General features: G+C 35.8%; 17 protein-coding genes. 3 read left to right on the forward strand and 14 right to left on the reverse strand.

What is annotated here, in order from left to right; genetic code table 11:
* Window positions 1-53: 53 nt before the first annotated feature.
* From ftsZ to mraZ, 14 genes are all read right to left on the reverse strand, one after another.
* Window positions 54-2,021 carry a cell division protein FtsZ gene (gene ftsZ / locus AC1B0Z_RS08245; protein WP_483795166.1) on the reverse strand — a complete coding sequence of 656 codons (1,968 nt, stop codon included), beginning with the start codon at window positions 2,019-2,021 and terminating at the stop codon, window positions 54-56.
* A gap of 116 nt (window positions 2,022-2,137) precedes the next feature.
* On the reverse strand, window positions 2,138-3,457 hold the full coding sequence (ftsA, locus tag AC1B0Z_RS08250; RefSeq protein WP_483795167.1) for a cell division protein FtsA: 1,320 nt from the start codon (window positions 3,455-3,457) through the stop codon (window positions 2,138-2,140).
* A gap of 3 nt (window positions 3,458-3,460) precedes the next feature.
* Complete coding sequence (locus tag AC1B0Z_RS08255; RefSeq protein ID WP_483795168.1) at window positions 3,461-4,180, reverse strand: cell division protein FtsQ/DivIB; 720 nt, start codon at window positions 4,178-4,180, stop codon at window positions 3,461-3,463.
* The gene (gene murC / locus AC1B0Z_RS08260; RefSeq protein WP_483795170.1) at window positions 4,170-5,522 is read right to left on the reverse strand and encodes a UDP-N-acetylmuramate--L-alanine ligase; all 1,353 of its coding nucleotides are present in this window, start codon (window positions 5,520-5,522) and stop codon (window positions 4,170-4,172) included. Before murC ends, AC1B0Z_RS08255 begins: the two co-directional genes overlap by 11 nt.
* Entirely contained in the window at window positions 5,519-6,625 is a 1,107-nt protein-coding gene (murG, locus tag AC1B0Z_RS08265) for an undecaprenyldiphospho-muramoylpentapeptide beta-N-acetylglucosaminyltransferase (RefSeq protein ID WP_483795171.1), read from the reverse strand. The genes murC and murG overlap by 4 nt, the downstream gene beginning before the upstream one ends.
* Window positions 6,626-6,628: 3 nt before the next feature.
* On the reverse strand, window positions 6,629-6,982 hold the full coding sequence (locus AC1B0Z_RS08270; protein ID WP_483795173.1) for a four helix bundle protein: 354 nt from the start codon (window positions 6,980-6,982) through the stop codon (window positions 6,629-6,631).
* Between the two features lie 34 nt (window positions 6,983-7,016).
* Window positions 7,017-8,204: an FtsW/RodA/SpoVE family cell cycle protein gene (locus AC1B0Z_RS08275; protein WP_483795174.1), complete on the reverse strand. Its 1,188-nt coding sequence runs from the start codon at window positions 8,202-8,204 to the stop codon at window positions 7,017-7,019.
* A gap of 5 nt (window positions 8,205-8,209) precedes the next feature.
* Window positions 8,210-9,541 (reverse strand): UDP-N-acetylmuramoyl-L-alanine--D-glutamate ligase, encoded by a 1,332-nt coding sequence (gene murD / locus AC1B0Z_RS08280; RefSeq protein WP_483795176.1) that lies wholly within the window; start codon window positions 9,539-9,541, stop codon window positions 8,210-8,212.
* Window positions 9,542-10,783: a phospho-N-acetylmuramoyl-pentapeptide-transferase gene (gene mraY / locus AC1B0Z_RS08285; protein ID WP_483795178.1), complete on the reverse strand. Its 1,242-nt coding sequence runs from the start codon at window positions 10,781-10,783 to the stop codon at window positions 9,542-9,544.
* Window positions 10,784-12,247, reverse strand: coding sequence for a UDP-N-acetylmuramoyl-L-alanyl-D-glutamate--2,6-diaminopimelate ligase (locus tag AC1B0Z_RS08290; protein ID WP_483795179.1), 1,464 nt, complete (start codon window positions 12,245-12,247; stop codon window positions 10,784-10,786).
* Complete coding sequence (locus tag AC1B0Z_RS08295; protein WP_483795281.1) at window positions 12,244-14,202, reverse strand: penicillin-binding protein; 1,959 nt, start codon at window positions 14,200-14,202, stop codon at window positions 12,244-12,246. The genes AC1B0Z_RS08290 and AC1B0Z_RS08295 overlap by 4 nt, the downstream gene beginning before the upstream one ends.
* A 64-nt stretch (window positions 14,203-14,266) precedes the next feature.
* Window positions 14,267-14,584: an FtsL-like putative cell division protein gene (locus AC1B0Z_RS08300; RefSeq protein WP_483795180.1), complete on the reverse strand. Its 318-nt coding sequence runs from the start codon at window positions 14,582-14,584 to the stop codon at window positions 14,267-14,269.
* The gene (gene rsmH / locus AC1B0Z_RS08305; RefSeq protein ID WP_483795181.1) at window positions 14,585-15,490 is read right to left on the reverse strand and encodes a 16S rRNA (cytosine(1402)-N(4))-methyltransferase RsmH; all 906 of its coding nucleotides are present in this window, start codon (window positions 15,488-15,490) and stop codon (window positions 14,585-14,587) included. It abuts the gene before it with no gap.
* Window positions 15,468-15,935 carry a division/cell wall cluster transcriptional repressor MraZ gene (gene mraZ, locus AC1B0Z_RS08310; protein WP_483795182.1) on the reverse strand — a complete coding sequence of 156 codons (468 nt, stop codon included), beginning with the start codon at window positions 15,933-15,935 and terminating at the stop codon, window positions 15,468-15,470. Before mraZ ends, rsmH begins: the two co-directional genes overlap by 23 nt.
* Before the next feature lie 300 nt (window positions 15,936-16,235).
* Here mraZ and AC1B0Z_RS08315 point away from each other — a divergent pair, with 300 nt between their 5' ends.
* The 3 genes from AC1B0Z_RS08315 to AC1B0Z_RS08325 all read left to right on the forward strand — a co-directional run bounded on the left by AC1B0Z_RS08315 (window position 16,236) and on the right by AC1B0Z_RS08325 (window position 19,540).
* Window positions 16,236-17,000 (forward strand): alpha/beta fold hydrolase, encoded by a 765-nt coding sequence (locus tag AC1B0Z_RS08315; protein WP_483795183.1) that lies wholly within the window; start codon window positions 16,236-16,238, stop codon window positions 16,998-17,000.
* A 27-nt stretch (window positions 17,001-17,027) separates the two neighbouring features.
* Window positions 17,028-17,642, forward strand: coding sequence for a ribosome biogenesis GTP-binding protein YihA/YsxC (yihA, locus tag AC1B0Z_RS08320; protein WP_483795184.1), 615 nt, complete (start codon window positions 17,028-17,030; stop codon window positions 17,640-17,642).
* Window positions 17,643-18,073: 431 nt separating this feature from the next.
* A complete protein-coding gene (locus tag AC1B0Z_RS08325) occupies window positions 18,074-19,540 on the forward strand; it encodes a type III PLP-dependent enzyme domain-containing protein (protein WP_483795185.1) in 1,467 nt (488 codons plus the stop codon).
* Window positions 19,541-19,542: the final 2 nt, after the last annotated feature.

A 19,542-nucleotide genomic window follows, 5' to 3' on the forward strand; every position in this document is an offset into this window, starting at 1 on the left:
GGATACTTTTCGGGGTCATAACTAAAGTGAGGTTAAACACAGAAGTATCATTTCTAGTCTACATTATCGTGCAGAAAAGAATTATTTGTTCTTATTTGTATTTCATCATTATCATCTAAACCTACGCTGGTTCTAGAAATATCAGATTCTGATGAATGTTTATTTTCTTCTAAGCTAACACCTTGGCGCTTATAAGCAGGTACTTTTTCTATATCGTCAATTTTGGCATTATTAAACTTGTAATTGAAGTCCTTCATCTTTCGTCTTCGTTCTGCCGTACGCTGTTTTAATATCTCGGATATTGGTAATTCTGTTGCTTCCAAATCATCTTCAATTTCCGTTTCAATCGCTTCTTCTTCCATTACCTTTCTTTCAAACACTACATCCTCTTGCACCTCTTCGGCCACTTTATCCGCGACAGATTGTGTATTCATGGACGATTCAGCTTCAACATAATCGTCCAAAGCATAACGCACATCACTGCCTTCTTCATTAGTTTCAGTAACTGTTATAAGCTCAACATAATCATTGACAGGGATATCTTTTGCTTCTTCCTCATCCAGACTAAACATTACTTTTTCCTCAACTTCTGGTTCCTCCTTTTTTTCAGTTGGTAAAGGCAAATCAAAAGTCAAGGTAATTTGTTGTTCTTCTTCATCTTCAGGTTTAACAACCTCTTCCTCATTCACTTCCATAGTAGTAACTGGCTTGATAATAAAGTCGTCATCTTCCATATTGGCGTTCACTTCTTCATAAACTACATCCATATTTTTTATCAATTCGGATGTCGGAATCAAAGTGATATCTTTAGGTTCATCAGCAAGCTTAGGCTTATCAACTACAACTTTTTCAGCAGAAGTAATTTCATCTTCAACTTCATCTAAATCTAAAGTATGCCTAACTACCGGATTAGACTCTTTCTTTTCCAACTCTACAATTGGAGCAATAATAACGGGCTCTTTATCTTTTGTATCTGAATCGTCTTCCAGTGCGTGGACAACTTTTTGAGTTTCAGTATTTGAAATCTCATTCTGTTGATCGATATTGAATCCTGTGGCAATAATAGTTACAGAAATAGATTCTTCTAAAGAATCATCTTCTCCTACACCCATTATGATATTGGCACCATGCCCCGCTTCATTCTGGATATGATCATTAATCTCTCCAATCTCATCAATTGTAATCTCTTGTGAACCAGAAACAATAAGCAACAGTACGTTTTTAGCTCCAGTAATTTTATTGTCATTTAATAATGGAGAATCCAGAGCTTTACGAATAGCATCCTGCGCCCTATTTTGACCTGAAGCTATTGATGACCCCATGATTGCGGTTCCGCTATTGCTTAACACAGTTTTAGCATCACGTAAATCGATATTCTGTGTGTAATGGTGTGTAATAACTTCTGCTATTCCACGAGCAGCGGTAGACAGCACTTCATCAGCTTTTGAAAATCCTGCCTTAAATCCTAGGTTTCCGTAAACTTCGCGAAGTTTGTTATTGTTAATTACGATTAAAGAATCTACTACACTTCTTAATTTTTCAATACCTTTTTGAGATTGCTCCAAACGCATCTTACCTTCAAACTGAAATGGCATGGTTACAATTCCAACGGTAAGAATATCCTTATCCTTAGCCATTTTAGCAATGATAGGCGCAGCACCAGTACCTGTACCACCGCCCATTCCTGCTGTTATGAATACCATTTTGGTATTAGTATCTAACATTTGGGAAATTTCGTCAAAACTCTCAACAGCAGACTGCTCACCTATATCCGGGTTTGCACCTGCACCTAATCCTTCGGTTAAGTTTACACCCAATTGAATTTTATTGGGCACACCACTGCTTTGTAGTGCTTGCGCATCGGTATTGCAAATATAAAAGTCAACACCTTTTATACCTTGCTGGAACATGTGGTTGATAGCATTGCTACCGCCACCGCCAACACCGATAACTTTTATCACATTTGATTGATTTTTTGGTAGATCAAATGAAATGCTTTCGAATTCGTTCTTGCTGCTCATAAATTCTTTTTTTCTGGGGTTCTAAATATTATTTTAATTCAATGGTTAATTCTCCTTGACGCCATCTGGCAACTTCGCTAAAATTGTCTACTAGACAATTTCTATTTCACTCGTTCCTACTCCGCGTTATCTAAAAAATCCTTAACGCGTTCGGTTAATTTATCCAAGAAAGATTTGCGCTCTTTCACTGGTTTTTCAATCTCCTCTTCGCTAATGGTTTCGTCTTTAATTTGTTCTTCATATTCCTCCCGCTCTTGCTCTTCAACCTTTCTGCGCTCTTTACGCTTTAGACCGTCCAGTACCAAACCAACAGCTGTGGCGTAAAGCGGACTCGTTACATCAGCATCACTATCACCTGCCAAATGCTCATTGGGATACCCAATTCTGGTATCCATTCCTGTGATATATTCTACAAGTTGTTTCAGATGTTTTAATTGGCTACCGCCTCCGGTAAGTACGATACCTGCAATTAATTTTTTCTTTTGCTCTTCATGACCGTAGTTTTTAATTTCTGCAAAAACTTGCTCTACAATTTCAACTACGCGTGCATGGATAATTCTGGAAAGATTCTTAAGGGTAATCTCTTTGGGTTCTCTCCCCCGTAATCCTGGAATAGAAACAATCTCGTTATCCTTATTCTCACCAGGCCATGCTGAACCAAACTTTATTTTAAGAAGCTCCGCTTGTTTTTCGATAATTGAACAACCTTCCTTGATATCTTCGGTTATTACATTTCCTCCAAAAGGTATTACCGCTGTATGGCGAATTATTCCATCTCTAAATATGGCTAAATCTGTTGTTCCTCCTCCTATATCAATCAGTGCAACTCCCGCTTCTTTTTCTTCTTGACTAAGAACTGCATTCGCTGAAGCTAATGGCTCAAGCGTAATACCTTCAAGATTCAATCCAGAACTTTGCACGCATCGTCCAATATTTCTTATGGAGGACACTTGCCCAACAACCACATGAAAATTAGCTTCTAATCTACCACCGTACATCCCTATGGGTTCTTTTATTTCGGCTTGTCCATCCACCTTGTATTCTTGCGGTAAGACATGGATAATTTCTTCACCTGGAAGCATTACCAATTTGTGAACTTGGTTAATCAATCTATCAATATCGTCTTCATCAATTACAGTTTCAGAATTTGGTCTTGTGATATAGTCACTGTGCTGTAAACTTCGTATATGTTGCCCCGCAATACCAACCGTAACTTCTTCAATCTTTAACTCTGCCGTTGCTTCTGCTTCCTGAACTGCTTGCTGTATAGACTGAATAGTTTGGGTAATATTGTTTACCACGCCACGGTGCACGCCTAAACTTTTAGATTTACCAATACCTAAAATTTCAAGTTTGCCGTACTCGTTCTTACGGCCAATCATCGCCACAATTTTTGTGGTTCCTATATCTAAACCTACTGATAAATTATGCTCCATATCTTACGTTTTGGTACACACCACTTGATTATCAAATTGCAAATTCACTTTACTGTACGTATCCAGCGTTTTTTCTTTTAAACTTTTTTTATAAAACGCTTTTAAGTTGTTAATCTTCTTATCTAAAAGCTTTAAACTTCCTAGATTCACAGTAAACTTGCATTGTCTCAATTTAAGGGCAATAGCACCGTTTAAACTTTGATGAATCTCTACTACATGATGTTTCAAAAAGGCGTCTAATTCTACTTTTTTGGCTATTTCAAAAACATTCTTCAAATTATTTTTTTCAACATAACCTGTAACTAGTGGCACCCTTGCTGTATAATTAGATGACAAAGGCATATAATTACCCTCATCATCTATGTAATATGATGCATTTGTGCTTACTCTCGCAACAGGTCGTTTTTGTTCAATTTCAGCGTTAAGTGTACCATTTACAGCAACATACACTTCAGCTGATTTAATCATGGGATTAGAATTCAGGGTCTTTTCTAACGTATTCAAATCTAAAGTTTCTTTAGGCTTATTTTTAAGGCCTCCTTGATTTTGTATTAACAATTTACTAACAGCCTCATGCGTAATAAAAAGACTGTTTTCTCCTAAAAATGATATGTTGGTTTTGGATACTTTCCTAACATTATTTTTTACTGAAGCAAAAGCGTACAGAAGCCCTACCGAAATAAATAGCACCAACAGTTTTATGTAATTCCAATTAACTCGCAACGCTTAATTCTCTTTTAATATGTTTCACTTCTTCTCCAATGTCGCCAGCACCAATGGTTAAAATAACGCGGGCGGAACTTTTCAAGATTTCTGAAATTAAACCTGACTTGTTTACCAATTTTTTACTAGAGCTGTCTATTTTATCTAGTAGCCATTTGGAGTTTACCCCTTCTATAGGCAATTCTCTTGCTGGATAGATTTCCAATAGCAATAACTCATCAAATTGAGATAAACTCTCAGCAAATTCATCAATAAAATCTCTGGTTCTGGTATATAAATGTGGTTGAAAAATAGCCAACACCTCTTGATTGGGATACATCTCCCTAACAGCTTGATGAACAGCGTTAATCTCCTCTGGATGATGTGCATAATCATCAATAAACACCAAATTATCTGTTTTGATGTGATAGGTAAACCTACGTTTTACACCTTTATATGATTCCAACGCATTGGCAAGCTGCTGGTGAGAGACGCCATATTCAGCAGCCATTGCCATTGCTATTAGTGCATTTGATAAATTGTGTCTTCCTGGAAGATTAAATCTCAAACCATTTACAACTGTTTCAGGGGTTGTTATATCGAAAACATAAGTACCATCTTCAATTTTTATATTTTGAATTGAATAATCGGCGTCGTCTTCAATGCCATACGTAATCCCCTCAATAGGCAACCCATTTCTAACAAATAGCTTTCCATTTGGTTTAATTCGTTTTGAAAAATCTTCAAAAGATTTCTTTAATTCTGAAGCATCACCGTAAATATCCAAATGATCGGCGTCCATTGATGTAATGCAGGCTAAATTTGGGGATAGCGTTAAAAACGACCTATCAAACTCATCGGCTTCCACAACCGAAACCTCATTCCCGTTGAGAATTAAGTTGGAATTGTAATTCTCACTAATGCCCCCTAAAAACGCTGTTAATTTTACACCACTTTGATACAATAAATGCCCCAAAATACTTGTGGTTGTAGTTTTCCCATGGGTTCCTGCCACTGCCAAACAAAAGGTGTTTTCGGTTATAAGCCCTAAAACTTGTGAGCGTTTCAGCACTGTAAATCCATTATTTATAAAATAGTTTAACTCGGAATGAAATTGAGGAACAGCAGGTGTATAGACAACAAGTGTTTTTTCTTTATTTTGAAATGGCTTTTTAATGTGACTAACCTGATCTTCAAAATGAATTGAAATGCCAATAAATTCAAGGTTTTCAGTAATTTCAGAAGGTGTTTTATCATAACCAGAAACATGCTTTCCTATAGATTTAAAATAGCGTGCCAAAGCACTCATACCGATACCACCGATACCTATAAAATAGATGTTATGTACGTTATTTAAATTCACTTTTTTAACAATATCTCAACTTCGTCAACAATATCTTTGGTAGCATTAACAAGTGCCAGTTTTTTAATATTTCTCCCCAATTCTTTTTGCTTATTCTTTGAGGCAATTAACTGCGAAAACTTATTTTCAAAGTCCACCTCCAAATCACTCTCCTTCATCATTAATGCCGCTTTTTGATTTACAATTGCCAAAGCATTTTTAGTTTGATGATCTTCAGCTACATTTGGAGAGGGTATGAAAATTACAGGCTTTCCAACGATGCATAATTCAGAAACGGAACTTGCCCCTGCTCTGGAAATGATAATATCTGCCGCTGCATAAGCCATATCCATTTCGTTTAAAAACTCATAAACCTGCACATCCTTTGCGTTTCCATAAAGCTTATACTGCTGATAATATAACTTTCCACATTGCCAGATAATCTCAACATTTTGTGTTTCAAGAAAATCAAGTTCCTGCTCTATTAATTCATTAATGCGCCTAGAACCCAAACTTCCGCCTAAAATCAACAAGGTATATTTACCATGTTTTAAGTTAAAGCGGTTTTTTGCTTCAACGGTTTTAGCTTCAATACTAAGCAAACCTTGTCTTACAGGATTTCCTGTAATCTTTATTTTTTCCTTTGGAAAAAACCGCTCTAAACCCTCATAGGCAACACAAATTTTTTGTGCTTTTTTTGATAAAATTTTATTGGTTATCCCAGGATATGAATTCTGTTCTTGAATTAGTGCCGGAATTTTATTTGATACTGCTACGTGTAATAGTGGCCCACTCGCAAAGCCGCCAGTTCCTATGGCTACATCAGGTTTAAACGATTTAATAATTTTTTTGGCTTTCCATAAACTACTGATTAACTTAAAAGGGAACATCAAATTTTTTAATGTAAATCTTCTTTGTATACCAGAAATCCAGAGCCCTTTTATGTCATATCCAGCCTGAGGCACTTTTTCCATTTCCATTCTATCTTTAGCGCCTACAAATAAAAACTTAGAGCCTGGATACCTTGATTTTAATTCGTTGGCAATAGCAATAGCAGGATAAATATGGCCTCCTGTGCCACCTCCTGATAAAATGATTCTATAGATTTTAGATTTACGATTCATGATTTACGATTTACGCTTTCTCATGGTTTTTATTGATGCCACAACTATTGCTAATAATTCATTCCATTCTTTATGAAGTCTTTCTATTTCTTGATGTTCTTTATTACTAACTTCTGAAAGTAATTCTAAAAAATACATGCTTTCATCAGCTTCTTCTTCAACAATTTTCAATTTATTTATGAAGTCTGCGTCCGATTTAGCTCTACAAGCAGCTCTGTAATTAGCACCTACAGAACTAGAGCACCTAATTAATTGATTACAATACGCATTATACTCTCTAGAAACAGGGAATTTTGAACATAACCTCCAACAATCTGAAGCATATTTTCTTGTTCTATTTTTAAGTATTTCTTTCATTAATCGTAATTCAAAAAATCGTATATCGTAATTATTAAATAGTTTCCGATAAAATTTCCAACGGATCGTCTTCGTTTATTTCTTGTTGCTTAATTTCTTCTCGCCTTGCACTCACACTTAATATGATACCAATAGCTAGACATGTCATCCAAATCGATGTTCCTCCACTACTAATTAGAGGTAGAGTTTGTCCTGTTACTGGAAACAACTCCACTGCTACCGCCATATTTATCAATGCCTGAAATATAATGGGCAGACCAACGCCCAAGACCAACAGCTTTCCGAAAATACTATCTGCTTTCTGCGCCACAATAACAACCCGGAATAGCAACCATAAATACAAAAGCATAATTAAAAAGCCACCTATTAATCCATATTCCTCAATTATTATTGCGAAAATGAAATCGGATGACGATTGGGGCAAAAAGTTTTTTTGAATGCTCTTACCTGGACCTACACCATATATTTCTCCTGATGCAATTGCTATTTTAGCCTTGTTAATTTGATAATCCGCTTCTGTATCTTCACCATTCCAATAGTTCTTAATCCTATTCTCCCATGTATTTACCTTCACTTTCAAAGGCCCTTCAGTCATTCGTGCAACAAGCACAAAAAGCGTTAAAGCCACCAGTCCAGATCCCAAAATAAACATCAAATATCTTATAGGATAACCTCCCATAAAAACCAATACCAATACCATAGTAAAAATTATGGCTGCAGTTGAAAAATTTGAAGGAAGAATTAATGCCAAAATCAAAAATACAGGCATCCATAAAGGCAGAACAGACGCTTTAAAAGTTATTTCTTTACCCTTCATTTTTGATAAGTATCTTGCTACGTATACCATCAATACTACAGCGGCTAAAGCTGATGTTTGGAACGACATACCCCCAATTTTTATCCATCTCATAGCCGTAGCACCTTCAACTGTTGTGCCTTGTAAAATTGTGATAGTTAATAACACCAAAACAATTGGAATCATCACAAGCGATAACCCTTTGAAATAACGATACGGGATTTTATGGGCACCATAAATAATTAAGAACCCCGAAAGCAAATACACAAAATGCTTTACGAAAAAAATAAAGGTATTAGTACCTCCACCTCTATACGCTAAATTACTCGCAGCACTGTAAACCGGCAAAAACGATAGAATAGCCAATAGTGCTACTATTGCCCAAACTAACCGATCTCCTTTTATGTTTTTAAAAATATGCTGCACGTTTTTTATAAATTTCTTACTGCATCCTTAAACTGACGCCCTCTATCCTCATAATTTTCAAACAAATCAAAACTCGCACAAGCTGGTGATAATAAGACATTATCACCTGATTCTGCCACCTTATACGCAATCTTAACTGCTTCACTCATAAATTGAGTTTCAATAATGATGTCTACCATATTCCCAAACGTATCAATCAATTTTTCATTATCAACACCTAAACAAATAATAGCTTTCACCTTTTCATTCACAAATGGAAATAGCTCCCTATAGTCATTACCTTTATCCACTCCTCCAACAATCCAAACTGTAGGCGCATCCATACTTTCTAAAGCAAAATATGTGGCATTTACATTTGTAGCTTTTGAATCATTAATGTATTGCACTTTATTAATTTTTAAAACCTGCTCCAATCTATGTTCTACTCCTTGAAAATTTTCCAAACTCTCTCTGATGGTTTGTTTTCTAATTCTCAATAAATGCGCTACAGTTGAGGCAGCCATTGCGTTTTTAATGTTGTGTTTACCTTCGAGAGTTAAGCTAGTTGTTGGCATAATTATTTGGTTGTTTTCTATCGTTATTATTAGTTTGTTATCTTTAAAATATGCGCCGTTTTCAATTTCTGCTTTAAGTGAAAAAGGCAATAATGTGGATTGAACTGGATTAGTTTTTAAATGATTAGTTATAACCTCGTCGTCAGCATCATAAATCAAATAATCATCTGAAGTTTGATTCATTGCAATTCTGAATTTTGCTTTCACATACTTCTCAAATTGATAATCATATCTGTCTAAATGATCAGGTGTGATATTAGTAATGACTGCAATTTTAGGTTTAAAATCAATCACGTTGTCCAACTGAAAACTGCTAATTTCCAGCACATAGTTTTCATAGTTTTTTTCTAACAATTGTTGCGCAAAACTATCTCCTATGTTTCCAGCTAAACCAACGTTCAACTCGTCCTTCAACAAATGATGCGTTAATGTTGCCGTTGTTGTTTTTCCATTACTACCTGTTATTCCCACTATGGTTGCCGTTGTGAATTTTGAAGCAAACTCAATTTCAGAAACTATGCTAATCCCATTTTTTTTCAATTTTTGAACTAGGGGCACCTTTTCTGGAATTCCAGGGCTTTTCATCACCAAATCAGCATTAAGAATTTTTGATTCGGTATGCTGCTCCTCTTCCCATTCAATCTCATTATGTATAAGAACTTTTTTGTACTCCGGTTTTATCTTTCCTTTATCTGAAACAAATACCTCGTACGCTTTGGCCTTCCCTAAAAGTGCTGTACCAACACCACTTTCTCCTCCACCCAAAATCACAAGCCTTTTCATCTATCTAATTTTCAATGTTACTATTGAAATGATAGCCAGTAGAATACCCACAATCCAAAATCGTGTTACAATTTTACTCTCGTGATATCCTAATTTTTGATAATGGTGATGAAGCGGCGACATCTTAAAAATTCTACGCCCTTCACCATATTTTTTCTTGGTATACTTAAACCAACTTACTTGCATCACCACCGATAAATTTTCAGCTAGAAAAATGCCACACAACAAAGGAATTAACCACTCCTTGCGAACTGCAATAGCAATTACCGCTATGATTCCTCCGATTGTTAAACTCCCCGTATCGCCCATAAATACTTGTGCAGGAAACGTATTGTACCATAAAAAACCTATCAATGCGCCTACAAAAGCTGCAATGTATATGGTAATTTCCTCTACCCTTGGTATGTACATGATGTTTAAGTAATCTGAAAAAATAATGTTACCTGATACCCATGCAAAAATGCCCAGTGTTAATACTATTATTGCCGAAGAACCTGCTGCTAACCCATCAATACCATCAGTTAGGTTAGCGCCATTGGAAACGGCTGTTATTATAAAAATTGCTGCCAGTACGAATATTATCCAAGCGTAATTCTTTAATTCTGGACTAATCCAAGTAATTAAGTTGGCATAATCAAATTCATTATTCTTAACAAAAGGAATTGTTGTTTTTGTAGATCTTTCCTCTTTTTCAAAAAGTTGAGTAACCGGTAAATCAGGATTTTCAGCCAATAATACTTGTTGCTGCGCTTCTGGTAATTTTTCCTTTATGGTAACATTAGGGTTAAAAAACAAGGTTAACCCCACAATAAGACCAAGGCCAATTTGTCCCAATACTTTAAAACGCCCCTTTAGCCCATCTTTATCATTTTTAAATTTTTTAATATAGTCATCAATAAACCCGATAACGCCCATCCAAACTGTTGTAACAACTAGAAGAATAATATAAACGTTCTCTAATTTTGCCAGTAAAAAAACAGGTATTAACGTAGCTAGAATGATAATGATGCCACCCATGGTTGGTGTACCTGCTTTTTGTGCTTGACCATCCAAACCAAGATCTCTAATGGTTTCGCCCATTTGTTTTCTTTGCAAAAAACGAATGATACGTTTACCATAAATAGTTGAAATCAATAGCGATAGAATCATAGCGAAAGCAGCCCTAAAGGTTAAAAACCCAAAGAGAGATGCTCCAGGGAACTGAAATTCTTTCTCTAAATAATCAAACAAATAAAAAAGCATTTATTTCTGTAACTGTTTTAAAAATTCTTTAACTATTTTATAATCATCAAAATCAAATCGCTCTCCATTTATCTCTTGATAGGTTTCATGTCCTTTTCCAGCAATTAAAATGATGTCTTTGGCCTCAGCTAGTTGACATGCTGTTTTAATAGCCTGTTTTCTATCAATTATGGATAATGTTTTTTTATAATTCTGAGCAGCAACACCCTTTTCCATATCCTCTATAATAGACTCAGGAACTTCGCTTCTAGGGTTATCACTAGTGAAAATAACTGTGGTACTTAACTCAGAAGCTATATTTGCCATCTTGGGGCGCTTCGTTTTATCTCTATCTCCGCCACAACCCACTACAGTAATTAATGATTCATTTTTTGTGCGAATGCTATTTATTGTTTCCAATACATTTTTTAGTGCATCAGGCGTATGCGCATAATCCACAATGGCTGTAATTTTTTCGTCCGATACCAAATACTGAAACCTTCCGCTCACACTTTGCAACTCACTTATCAGCCTTAGAACCTCAACTTTTTCTAACCCTAATAATTCCGCAGTAGCATAAATTGCCAGTACGTTGTAGGCATTGAAATTCCCTATCAATCGCGTCCAAACCTCACTCCCATCAATAGATAACAGCAATCCGCTAAACTCATTTTCCAGAATTTGCGCTTTGTAATCAGCATAACCTTTAAGCGCATAAGTATATTTTTTTGCCACGGTATTTTGGAGCATAACCAAACCGTTTTTATCATCGGTGTTTGATAAGGCAAATGCGTGTTTTCCCAAACCATCAAAAAATGACTTTTTAACATCGCGATATTCAGCAAATGTTTTATGGTAGTCCAAATGATCATGAGACAGATTGGTAAACACACCGCCTTCAAAACGCAACCCTTCTGCCCTGCTTTGATGAATCCCATGAGAACTTACCTCCATAAAGCAAAATTCCACCCCGGCATCATTCATCATCATCAAATATTTATTTATTGTTAAAGAATCTGGTGTGGTGTGTGTAGCTTTGTACTCCACATCATCTACCAAGATTTTCACTGTAGAAAGCAAGCCCACTTTATAACCCGCATTTTTAAACAACTGATATAACAATGTGGTAACCGTAGTTTTTCCGTTGGTACCTGTCACACCAACAAGCTTCAAATTATCCGATGGGGAATCGTAATAATTTGAAGCCATGATTGCTAGTGCTTTGTTTGAGTTTAGTGTTTCTACATAAGTGATACCATCAACCAAATTAGCAGGCAAAGCTTCGCATATAATCGCCAATGCGCCTTGTTTTATCGCAACATCTATATAGTTGTGCCCGTCGGCTACTGTTCCTCGAATAGCCACAAACACATCTTTAGCACCAATTGCTCTGGAGTCGAAATTAATTGCGTCTACGGCAATATTCGTGCTTCCAACAACGGCATCGATGTTAACCTTGTACAATATGTCCTTTAATATTTTCAAGATATTTCTAAATCGATTCTTTGATTCTTCTTTACTTTTTGACCTTTAGCCACTGATTGTCGTTTTACCACACCCGAACCTTTGAAATTCACTTGCAATCCCATGTTTTCTAAAAGTGCAATAGCATCCATGGCAGGAAGCCCAACTACATTTGGCATAATGGTTTTATACTTTTGGGCGATGGCGTAATACGCTTCAAATTGTTGCTCTACCGAAGCACGTTTTACTTCTAGCGATTCAACTTCCTCAATTAAAGGCGTGTCTGTATATATTTTTTGTGCTATTGTTTTAAATACTGGACCTGAGACATCAGCACCATAATAACCCACTTCTTTATCGGGCTCATGAATTACCACAATACATGAGTATCTTGGATTATCCGCTGGAAAAAACCCTGCAAAAGATGAGATATAATTAAGTTTCTCTTTGTCTCGATAATCCTTCTGGCAAGTTCCGGTTTTTCCTGCCATTGAAAAGTTCTTGGAATACAGCCTATTCCCTGTGCCATGTTTTTTCTCAACTACATTTTTTAATAATTGTTGAAGTTTAGCAATTGTCTCTTTTGAACAAATGCGCTTATTAATAACCTCCTTTTCAAAGGGCTCAATAGTTTTATCAAACTCTTTAACTTCTCTTAAAAATCTTGGTTTTACCATAACACCATCGTTTGCTACGGCATTATAGAATGTTAGCGTTTGTAACGGTGTAAACGATACCCCATATCCAAATGCCATCCACGGTAGCGCTATTCCGCTCCAACGGTTATTTTTTATTCTTGGATCTGGAATAATGGCTTCCCCTTCTCCTATAATTGGAAGGTCTAGCTTGTCATCAAGATTCATATCGTACAACCTATCCACAAATTTTTCGGGCTTTTCTTTATAGGCATTATAAATAGCTTTCACTATCCCTGTATTTGACGAGACCTCAAAAGCTTCAGAAATAGAAATTTTACCGTAACCACCCCATTTTGAATCCCTAACTTTCTTTCCATAGTAAGTTAGAACTCCTTTTTCCGTATCCACAACATCACTGGTATCAATAACCTTATCTTCAAGAGCAGCAGCAAGTGCCATCAACTTAAATGTTGAACCCGGTTCGTGCGACTCCCAAACCGCATAATTTCGCCTTTCATAATACTTTCCTTCGGAATTTCTACCCAAATTCACAACAGCCCTTATCTCTCCCGTTTCAACCTCCATCACTACGGCACACCCATGGTCTGCCTTATACTTTTCGAGTTGATTTAATAATGAATGATGTGCTATATCTTGAATATTCACATCTATGGTTGTATATACATCCAAACCATCTTGGGGCTCAATTTTATTATAATCATAAATAGGTTTCCACTTGTCTTTTCCTATTTGCTGTTTAGCGTGCTTTCCGTCTTTTCCTCTTAAATATTTTACTCCAAACGCACCGTCAATACCCGGACGTGTTACATTTCCTTTTTCGTCTATGCGCTCGTAGCCAATGGTACGTTGGGCTATTCCACCCATAGGATGTTCGCGCTTCGTTTTTTGCTCGACTATTATACCTCCTTTAAACGCGTTTAAATTCAATAGAGGAAATGTACGCATCCTCATATACTCAGAATAGCCCAAATTTTTCGCCAAAAGCAGATACCTGTTTTTATTTATTCTTGCCTTTCTAATCAATTTTTGATACTGAGAGGACGTTTTTTTTCCTGGAAATTTTGCTAACGAATCACAAAACGACTTTAAATGTTTTTCAAAAAGTGAAGATGCAGGCGTAAGTGCATCAAAACGAATATCATATTTAGGTATTGACGTGGCGAGCAAATTTCCGTTAACAGAATACACGTTACCACGATTAGCAGGAACTACAAAATCTTTTACAATACGCTCACTGGCTTTAGCACGATACTCGTCACCTTGCACAAACTGAATATTTGCCAACTTTACCATAACAGCAATGCCAAAAATGAACATACACGCAGCTATGAAGTATAATCGATTCAATATGTTTTTCTCGCTTACAGCCAAAACTCTACTTTTATTCTTGTGATTTAACTTTTATCTTTTTAGGCGGCTCCACTGAAGGTACCAACCCTTTATCTTTCATTTTTGAAGCCACTGAAGACTCCATTTTTAAGCGCATTAATCTGGAACGCCCATCAACAAATGCAGATCGCATTTCCCTTACCTCATCTTCTAACTTTGTAATCTCATATACTTTTTTATCAGCACTGTGTGAACTTGCAATCATAACAATGGCTAAAACAGAAATAAAAATGATGATACGCCAGTTTTTAAACGAATCGTCACTTACCAAAAAGGTCCCTTTTAATATGTTATAGATATTTTTTTTCATCTATAATTTTTCTGCAATCCTGAGTTTTGCGCTCCTAGCTCTGTTATTCAACTTAATTTCCTCTGGAGTTGGCACAATTAAACCGTTAACTTTTTTTAGAGGCACTTCAAAATTTCCGAAAACATCTCGCTCTGGCTCCCCATCAAACAATCCATTTCTTATAAAACGCTTTACCAACCTATCCTCTAAAGAATGGTATGAGATAAAACTCAACCTACCTCTTTGTTTCAAAATTTCTGGCGTCTGCAACAAGAACTCCTTTAAGGCTTCAATCTCCTGGTTTACCTCTATCCTAATAGCTTGATAGATTTGAGCCAAAATTTTGTTTTCATGTCGTGGCGATAAGAACTTTTTTAACACTTGTTTTAACTGCTCACTCGTTACAATTAGTTCGTTTTGCCTGTGCGCCACAATTAATCTTGCCATTGCTGGAGCTGCCCTTAATTCACCATACTGAAAAAGCACTTGTCGCAGCCGCTCCTCCCCGTATTCATTTACAACGTGAAATGCCGACAATTCATTTTGTTGATTCATCCTCATATCCAATCTAGCTTCAAATCGCGTTGAAAAACCCCGCTCTGCAACATCAAACTGATGGGACGACACTCCAAAATCAGCCAATACACCGTCAACCTCCTGTACACCATGAAATCTTAAAAACCGCTTTACGTATCTAAAGTTTTCATTTATCAAGACGAAACGCTCATCATCTATCGTATTTGCCAATGCATCTTGGTCTTGGTCAAAAGCAAACAACCTACCGCTATCTCCTAGCCTACTCAAAATTTCTCGACTGTGCCCGCCTCCGCCAAAAGTCACGTCCACATATACGCCGTCAGGTTTTATGGCTAAACCATCAACCGTTTCCTTTAACAATACTGGATTATGATACATCGTCTTCGCCATCTTGACCCATTACTTCTTCAGCCAAATCAGCAAAATCCAGAGCCGCATCATCAATAGATTGCTCATACAACTCCTTATCCCATATTTCGATAATATTTATCGAGGGCGAGATTACAATATCCTTAGTGATGTTGGCGAAAACCGTTAAATCTTTAGGAATTAACAACCTACCATTTCCATCCACCTCAATAATTCTAGCACCGGCACTAAATCTTCTGATAAAATCGTTGTTCTTCTTTTTAAACCTGTTCAGCTTGTTCATTTTTTGCATAAGCAATTGCCACTCCGCCATTGGATATAATTCCAAGCATTTTTGAAACACTGAACGCCTCAGCACAAAACCATCATCCAGAATTGGCATCAACTGTTTTTTCATGCCTGAGGGGATCATCATCCTCCCTTTGACATCAACCTTACAATTGTATGTTCCTATTAATGAATGCACTGTAATGATTTCAGATTTTGGTGTTTAAGTTTCAAATATATCAAAATTTACCACCATTTACCACTTTATACCACTTTTGTTAATAATTTTTTGAGAAGAAGTGTTTTTCAACTGATTTATAATTGAAAAATAGCTTATTTCGGTCTAGTTATCAAGAGTTTATAAAGTGGGAATAAGTACTATTTTGCAATGTTAACAAAGCTAGTTTTAGGCAGGTAAGCTTTAGTAAAAATTAAAGCATTTAAATTATGAATGAATTAACTATATTTGTTTTCTTAGGAAACGGATGAACAAAGTTTAATGGGGGACAGCTTAAGAAAAGAAAAAAACTACAGTTACATAGAAGTTGGCGAAGGCACGCCTATAATTATACTCCACGGTTTAATGGGAGGCTTAAGTAATTTTGATGCCGTAAAACACTTTTTTAGTGACAAGGGTTATAAAATTGTGATTCCTGAATTACCAATTTACACCATGTCGCTTTTAAAAACCAACGTAAAGAGCTTCGCAAAATATCTGCACGATTTTATTGAATTTAAAGGGTTTAACGAGGTTATCCTACTTGGCAACTCCCTTGGCGGACATATTGGCTTATATCATACAAAATTGTATCCTGAAAAGGTAAAAGCGCTGATTATTACTGGAAGTTCTGGGCTTTACGAAAGCGCTATGGGAAGCGGTTATACCAAACGTAGCGATTACGAGGTTATTAAAAAGAAAGCACAAGATGTTTTTTACGATCCAGAGGTAGCCACTAAAGAAATTGTAGACGAGGTTTATGCAACAGTAAACGACAGAAATAAATTAGTAAAAACTTTAGCCATTGCTAAAAGCGCTATAAGACACAACATGGCAAAGGATTTACCTAAAATGAAAACGCCAACTTGCATTATTTGGGGCAAGAATGACAATGTAACCCCACCAGAGGTGGCGGAAGAATTCCATGAGTTACTACCCGACTCCAACTTGTTCTGGATAGATAAATGCGGACATGCCGCCATGATGGAACACCCCAATGCTTTCAATGAAATTTTGAATTCGTGGCTAACCGATCGAAAATTATAAATCGGCAAACTCCCTAATAAAAACATTATGCTAATTAAATCTGCTGAATTTGTTGTTAGCAATTCTGATGTAGCCAAATGCCCAAAAAGCAACCTGCCAGAATATGCATTTATTGGGCGAAGCAATGTTGGAAAATCATCATTAATCAACATGCTAACAGGGCGAAAAAGCCTTGCAAAAACATCGGGTAAACCTGGAAAAACCCAGTTGATTAATCATTTTTTAATAAACAAGAACTGGCATCTGGTAGATTTACCGGGTTATGGTTATGCACGAGTTTCTAAAAGCTCTAAAAAAACCTTTCAAAAATTCATAACACAGTACTTCAGCTATCGAGAACAATTAGTTACTGCTTTTGTCTTGGTAGATATTCGACACAACCCTCAACCTATTGACTTGGAATTTATGAATTGGCTTGGAGAAAACGGTATTCCATTTTCCATCATTTTTACAAAAGCAGATAAACTAAAACCTAAAGTTATTGAACGACATGTTAATGACTACAAAAAGGTGATGTTAGAATTCTGGGAAGAAATGCCTAATTATTTTGTGACTTCTAGCACTAAAAGTATTGGAAAAGATGACGTTTTGGAATATATCAAAAATCTTAATGACAATATAAAACAAAAACTCCACACTTAAAACTATCCTTCCAAAAGAAATTTGTTAACTTCATAAACCAAGTTATTAAATTATATTCCTGTTTTTAAGAAACATAAATCTCAAAAAAAAAAAAAAAAAATTAATAAAAAAATTTCTGTATTAAAAAATAAATTACATTTGCGCACCTTTTTTGAGGATGTAACTTTAGCCTCAAAAAAGTAGCTGAACAAATTGAAACCTGTTTCTATGTTCGGGCTTTTGAAAATTAGGAAGTCATATTCAAAAGCAGCTTACAGATTAAGTAACCGAATTTTAAAGCTAACTTCCGTATCTCCAATATATGCTGTACAGCATGAGTATGCCTTTGTGCCTACAACGTGCAAAGCCTTCCGTATTTGATATGTAATTGTTATTGCCGTAACCTGTAGCGCATACAAGATTTACATTTTTTAACTTTTTAAATACACACATTGAATACTAAATATATTGATTTAATACATCAAACTTTTGATTTTCCACAAGAAGAATTTAAAGTTGATAAAGGGCAATTGCATTTTCATGATATCGATTTAATGCAACTCACCAAACAGTACGGTGCACCACTAAAATTTACCTACTTGCCACAAATTTCAAATAACATTAATAAGGCAAAACAGTGGTTTGCTAATGCTATAGAAAAGCACAATTACAAGGGCAACTATAACTATTGTTACTGTACAAAAAGCAGTCATTTTAAGCATGTTCTAGATGAAGCCTTGAAGAATGATATCCACATTGAAACGTCTTCTGCTTTTGATATTGATATTGTTGAAAATTTAAAGGCCGATGGTAAAATTACCAACAACACCTATGTAATTAGTAACGGTTTTAAACGTGCGCAGTATATTACCAATATTGCCCGTTTAATAAATAATGGTCACAAAAATGTAATCCCGATTATTGATAATTACGAGGAAATAGATTTGCTCTCACAAGAGATCCATGGCAAATTTAATGTTGGAATTAGAATAGCTTCAGAAGAAGAACCAAAATTTGAATTCTACACCTCCCGTTTGGGTATAGGCTACAAAAATATAGTGCCGTTTTATAAAAGTCAGATTGCTAATAATGAGAAGGTTGATCTTAAAATGCTACATTTTTTTATTAATACAGGAATTAGAGATAACTCGTATTACTGGAACGAATTGTTGAAGTGTTTAAAGGTATATACAAGTTTAAAAAAGATTTGCCCAACACTTGATAGCTTAAATATTGGGGGTGGTTTTCCTATAAAAAACTCATTGGCTTTTGAGTTTGATTACGAGTATATGGTTGATGAAATTATCAATCAAATTAAACTGACTTGTGAGGAAGAGGAGGTGGACGTACCAAATATTTTCACAGAATTTGGAAGCTTTACCGTTGGCGAAAGTGGTGGTGCTATATATGAAGTATTGTACCAAAAACAACAAAACGATCGTGAAAAATGGAACATGATTAACTCATCGTTTATCACAACATTACCCGATACTTGGGCGATTAATAAACGTTTTATTTTACTAGCGGTAAACCGTTGGCAAGATAGTTATGAGCGTGTGTTGTTAGGTGGTTTAACTTGCGATAGTGATGATTATTACAACAGTGAGCAGCACATGAATGCTATTTATTTGCCTAAATATAACGAGAATAAACCATTATATATCGGGTTTTTTAATACAGGTGCTTACCAAGAAACTATAGGTGGTTTTGGCGGTTTGCAGCACTGTTTAATTCCTTCGCCAAAGCATATTTTAATTGATAGAGATGCAGACGGAAATATTACTACCAAATTATTTAGCGAACAACAAAAAAGTGAAGACTTACTTAAAATATTAGGTTATGATTCTAAACCTGAAAACGACTCAGTAAAACCTGTAAATGCCGAATTACACCTAGTAAACAACAATTACGATAATTAATA

It is taken from the genome of Hyunsoonleella sp. J2K-J805 (genome assembly GCF_057167125.1).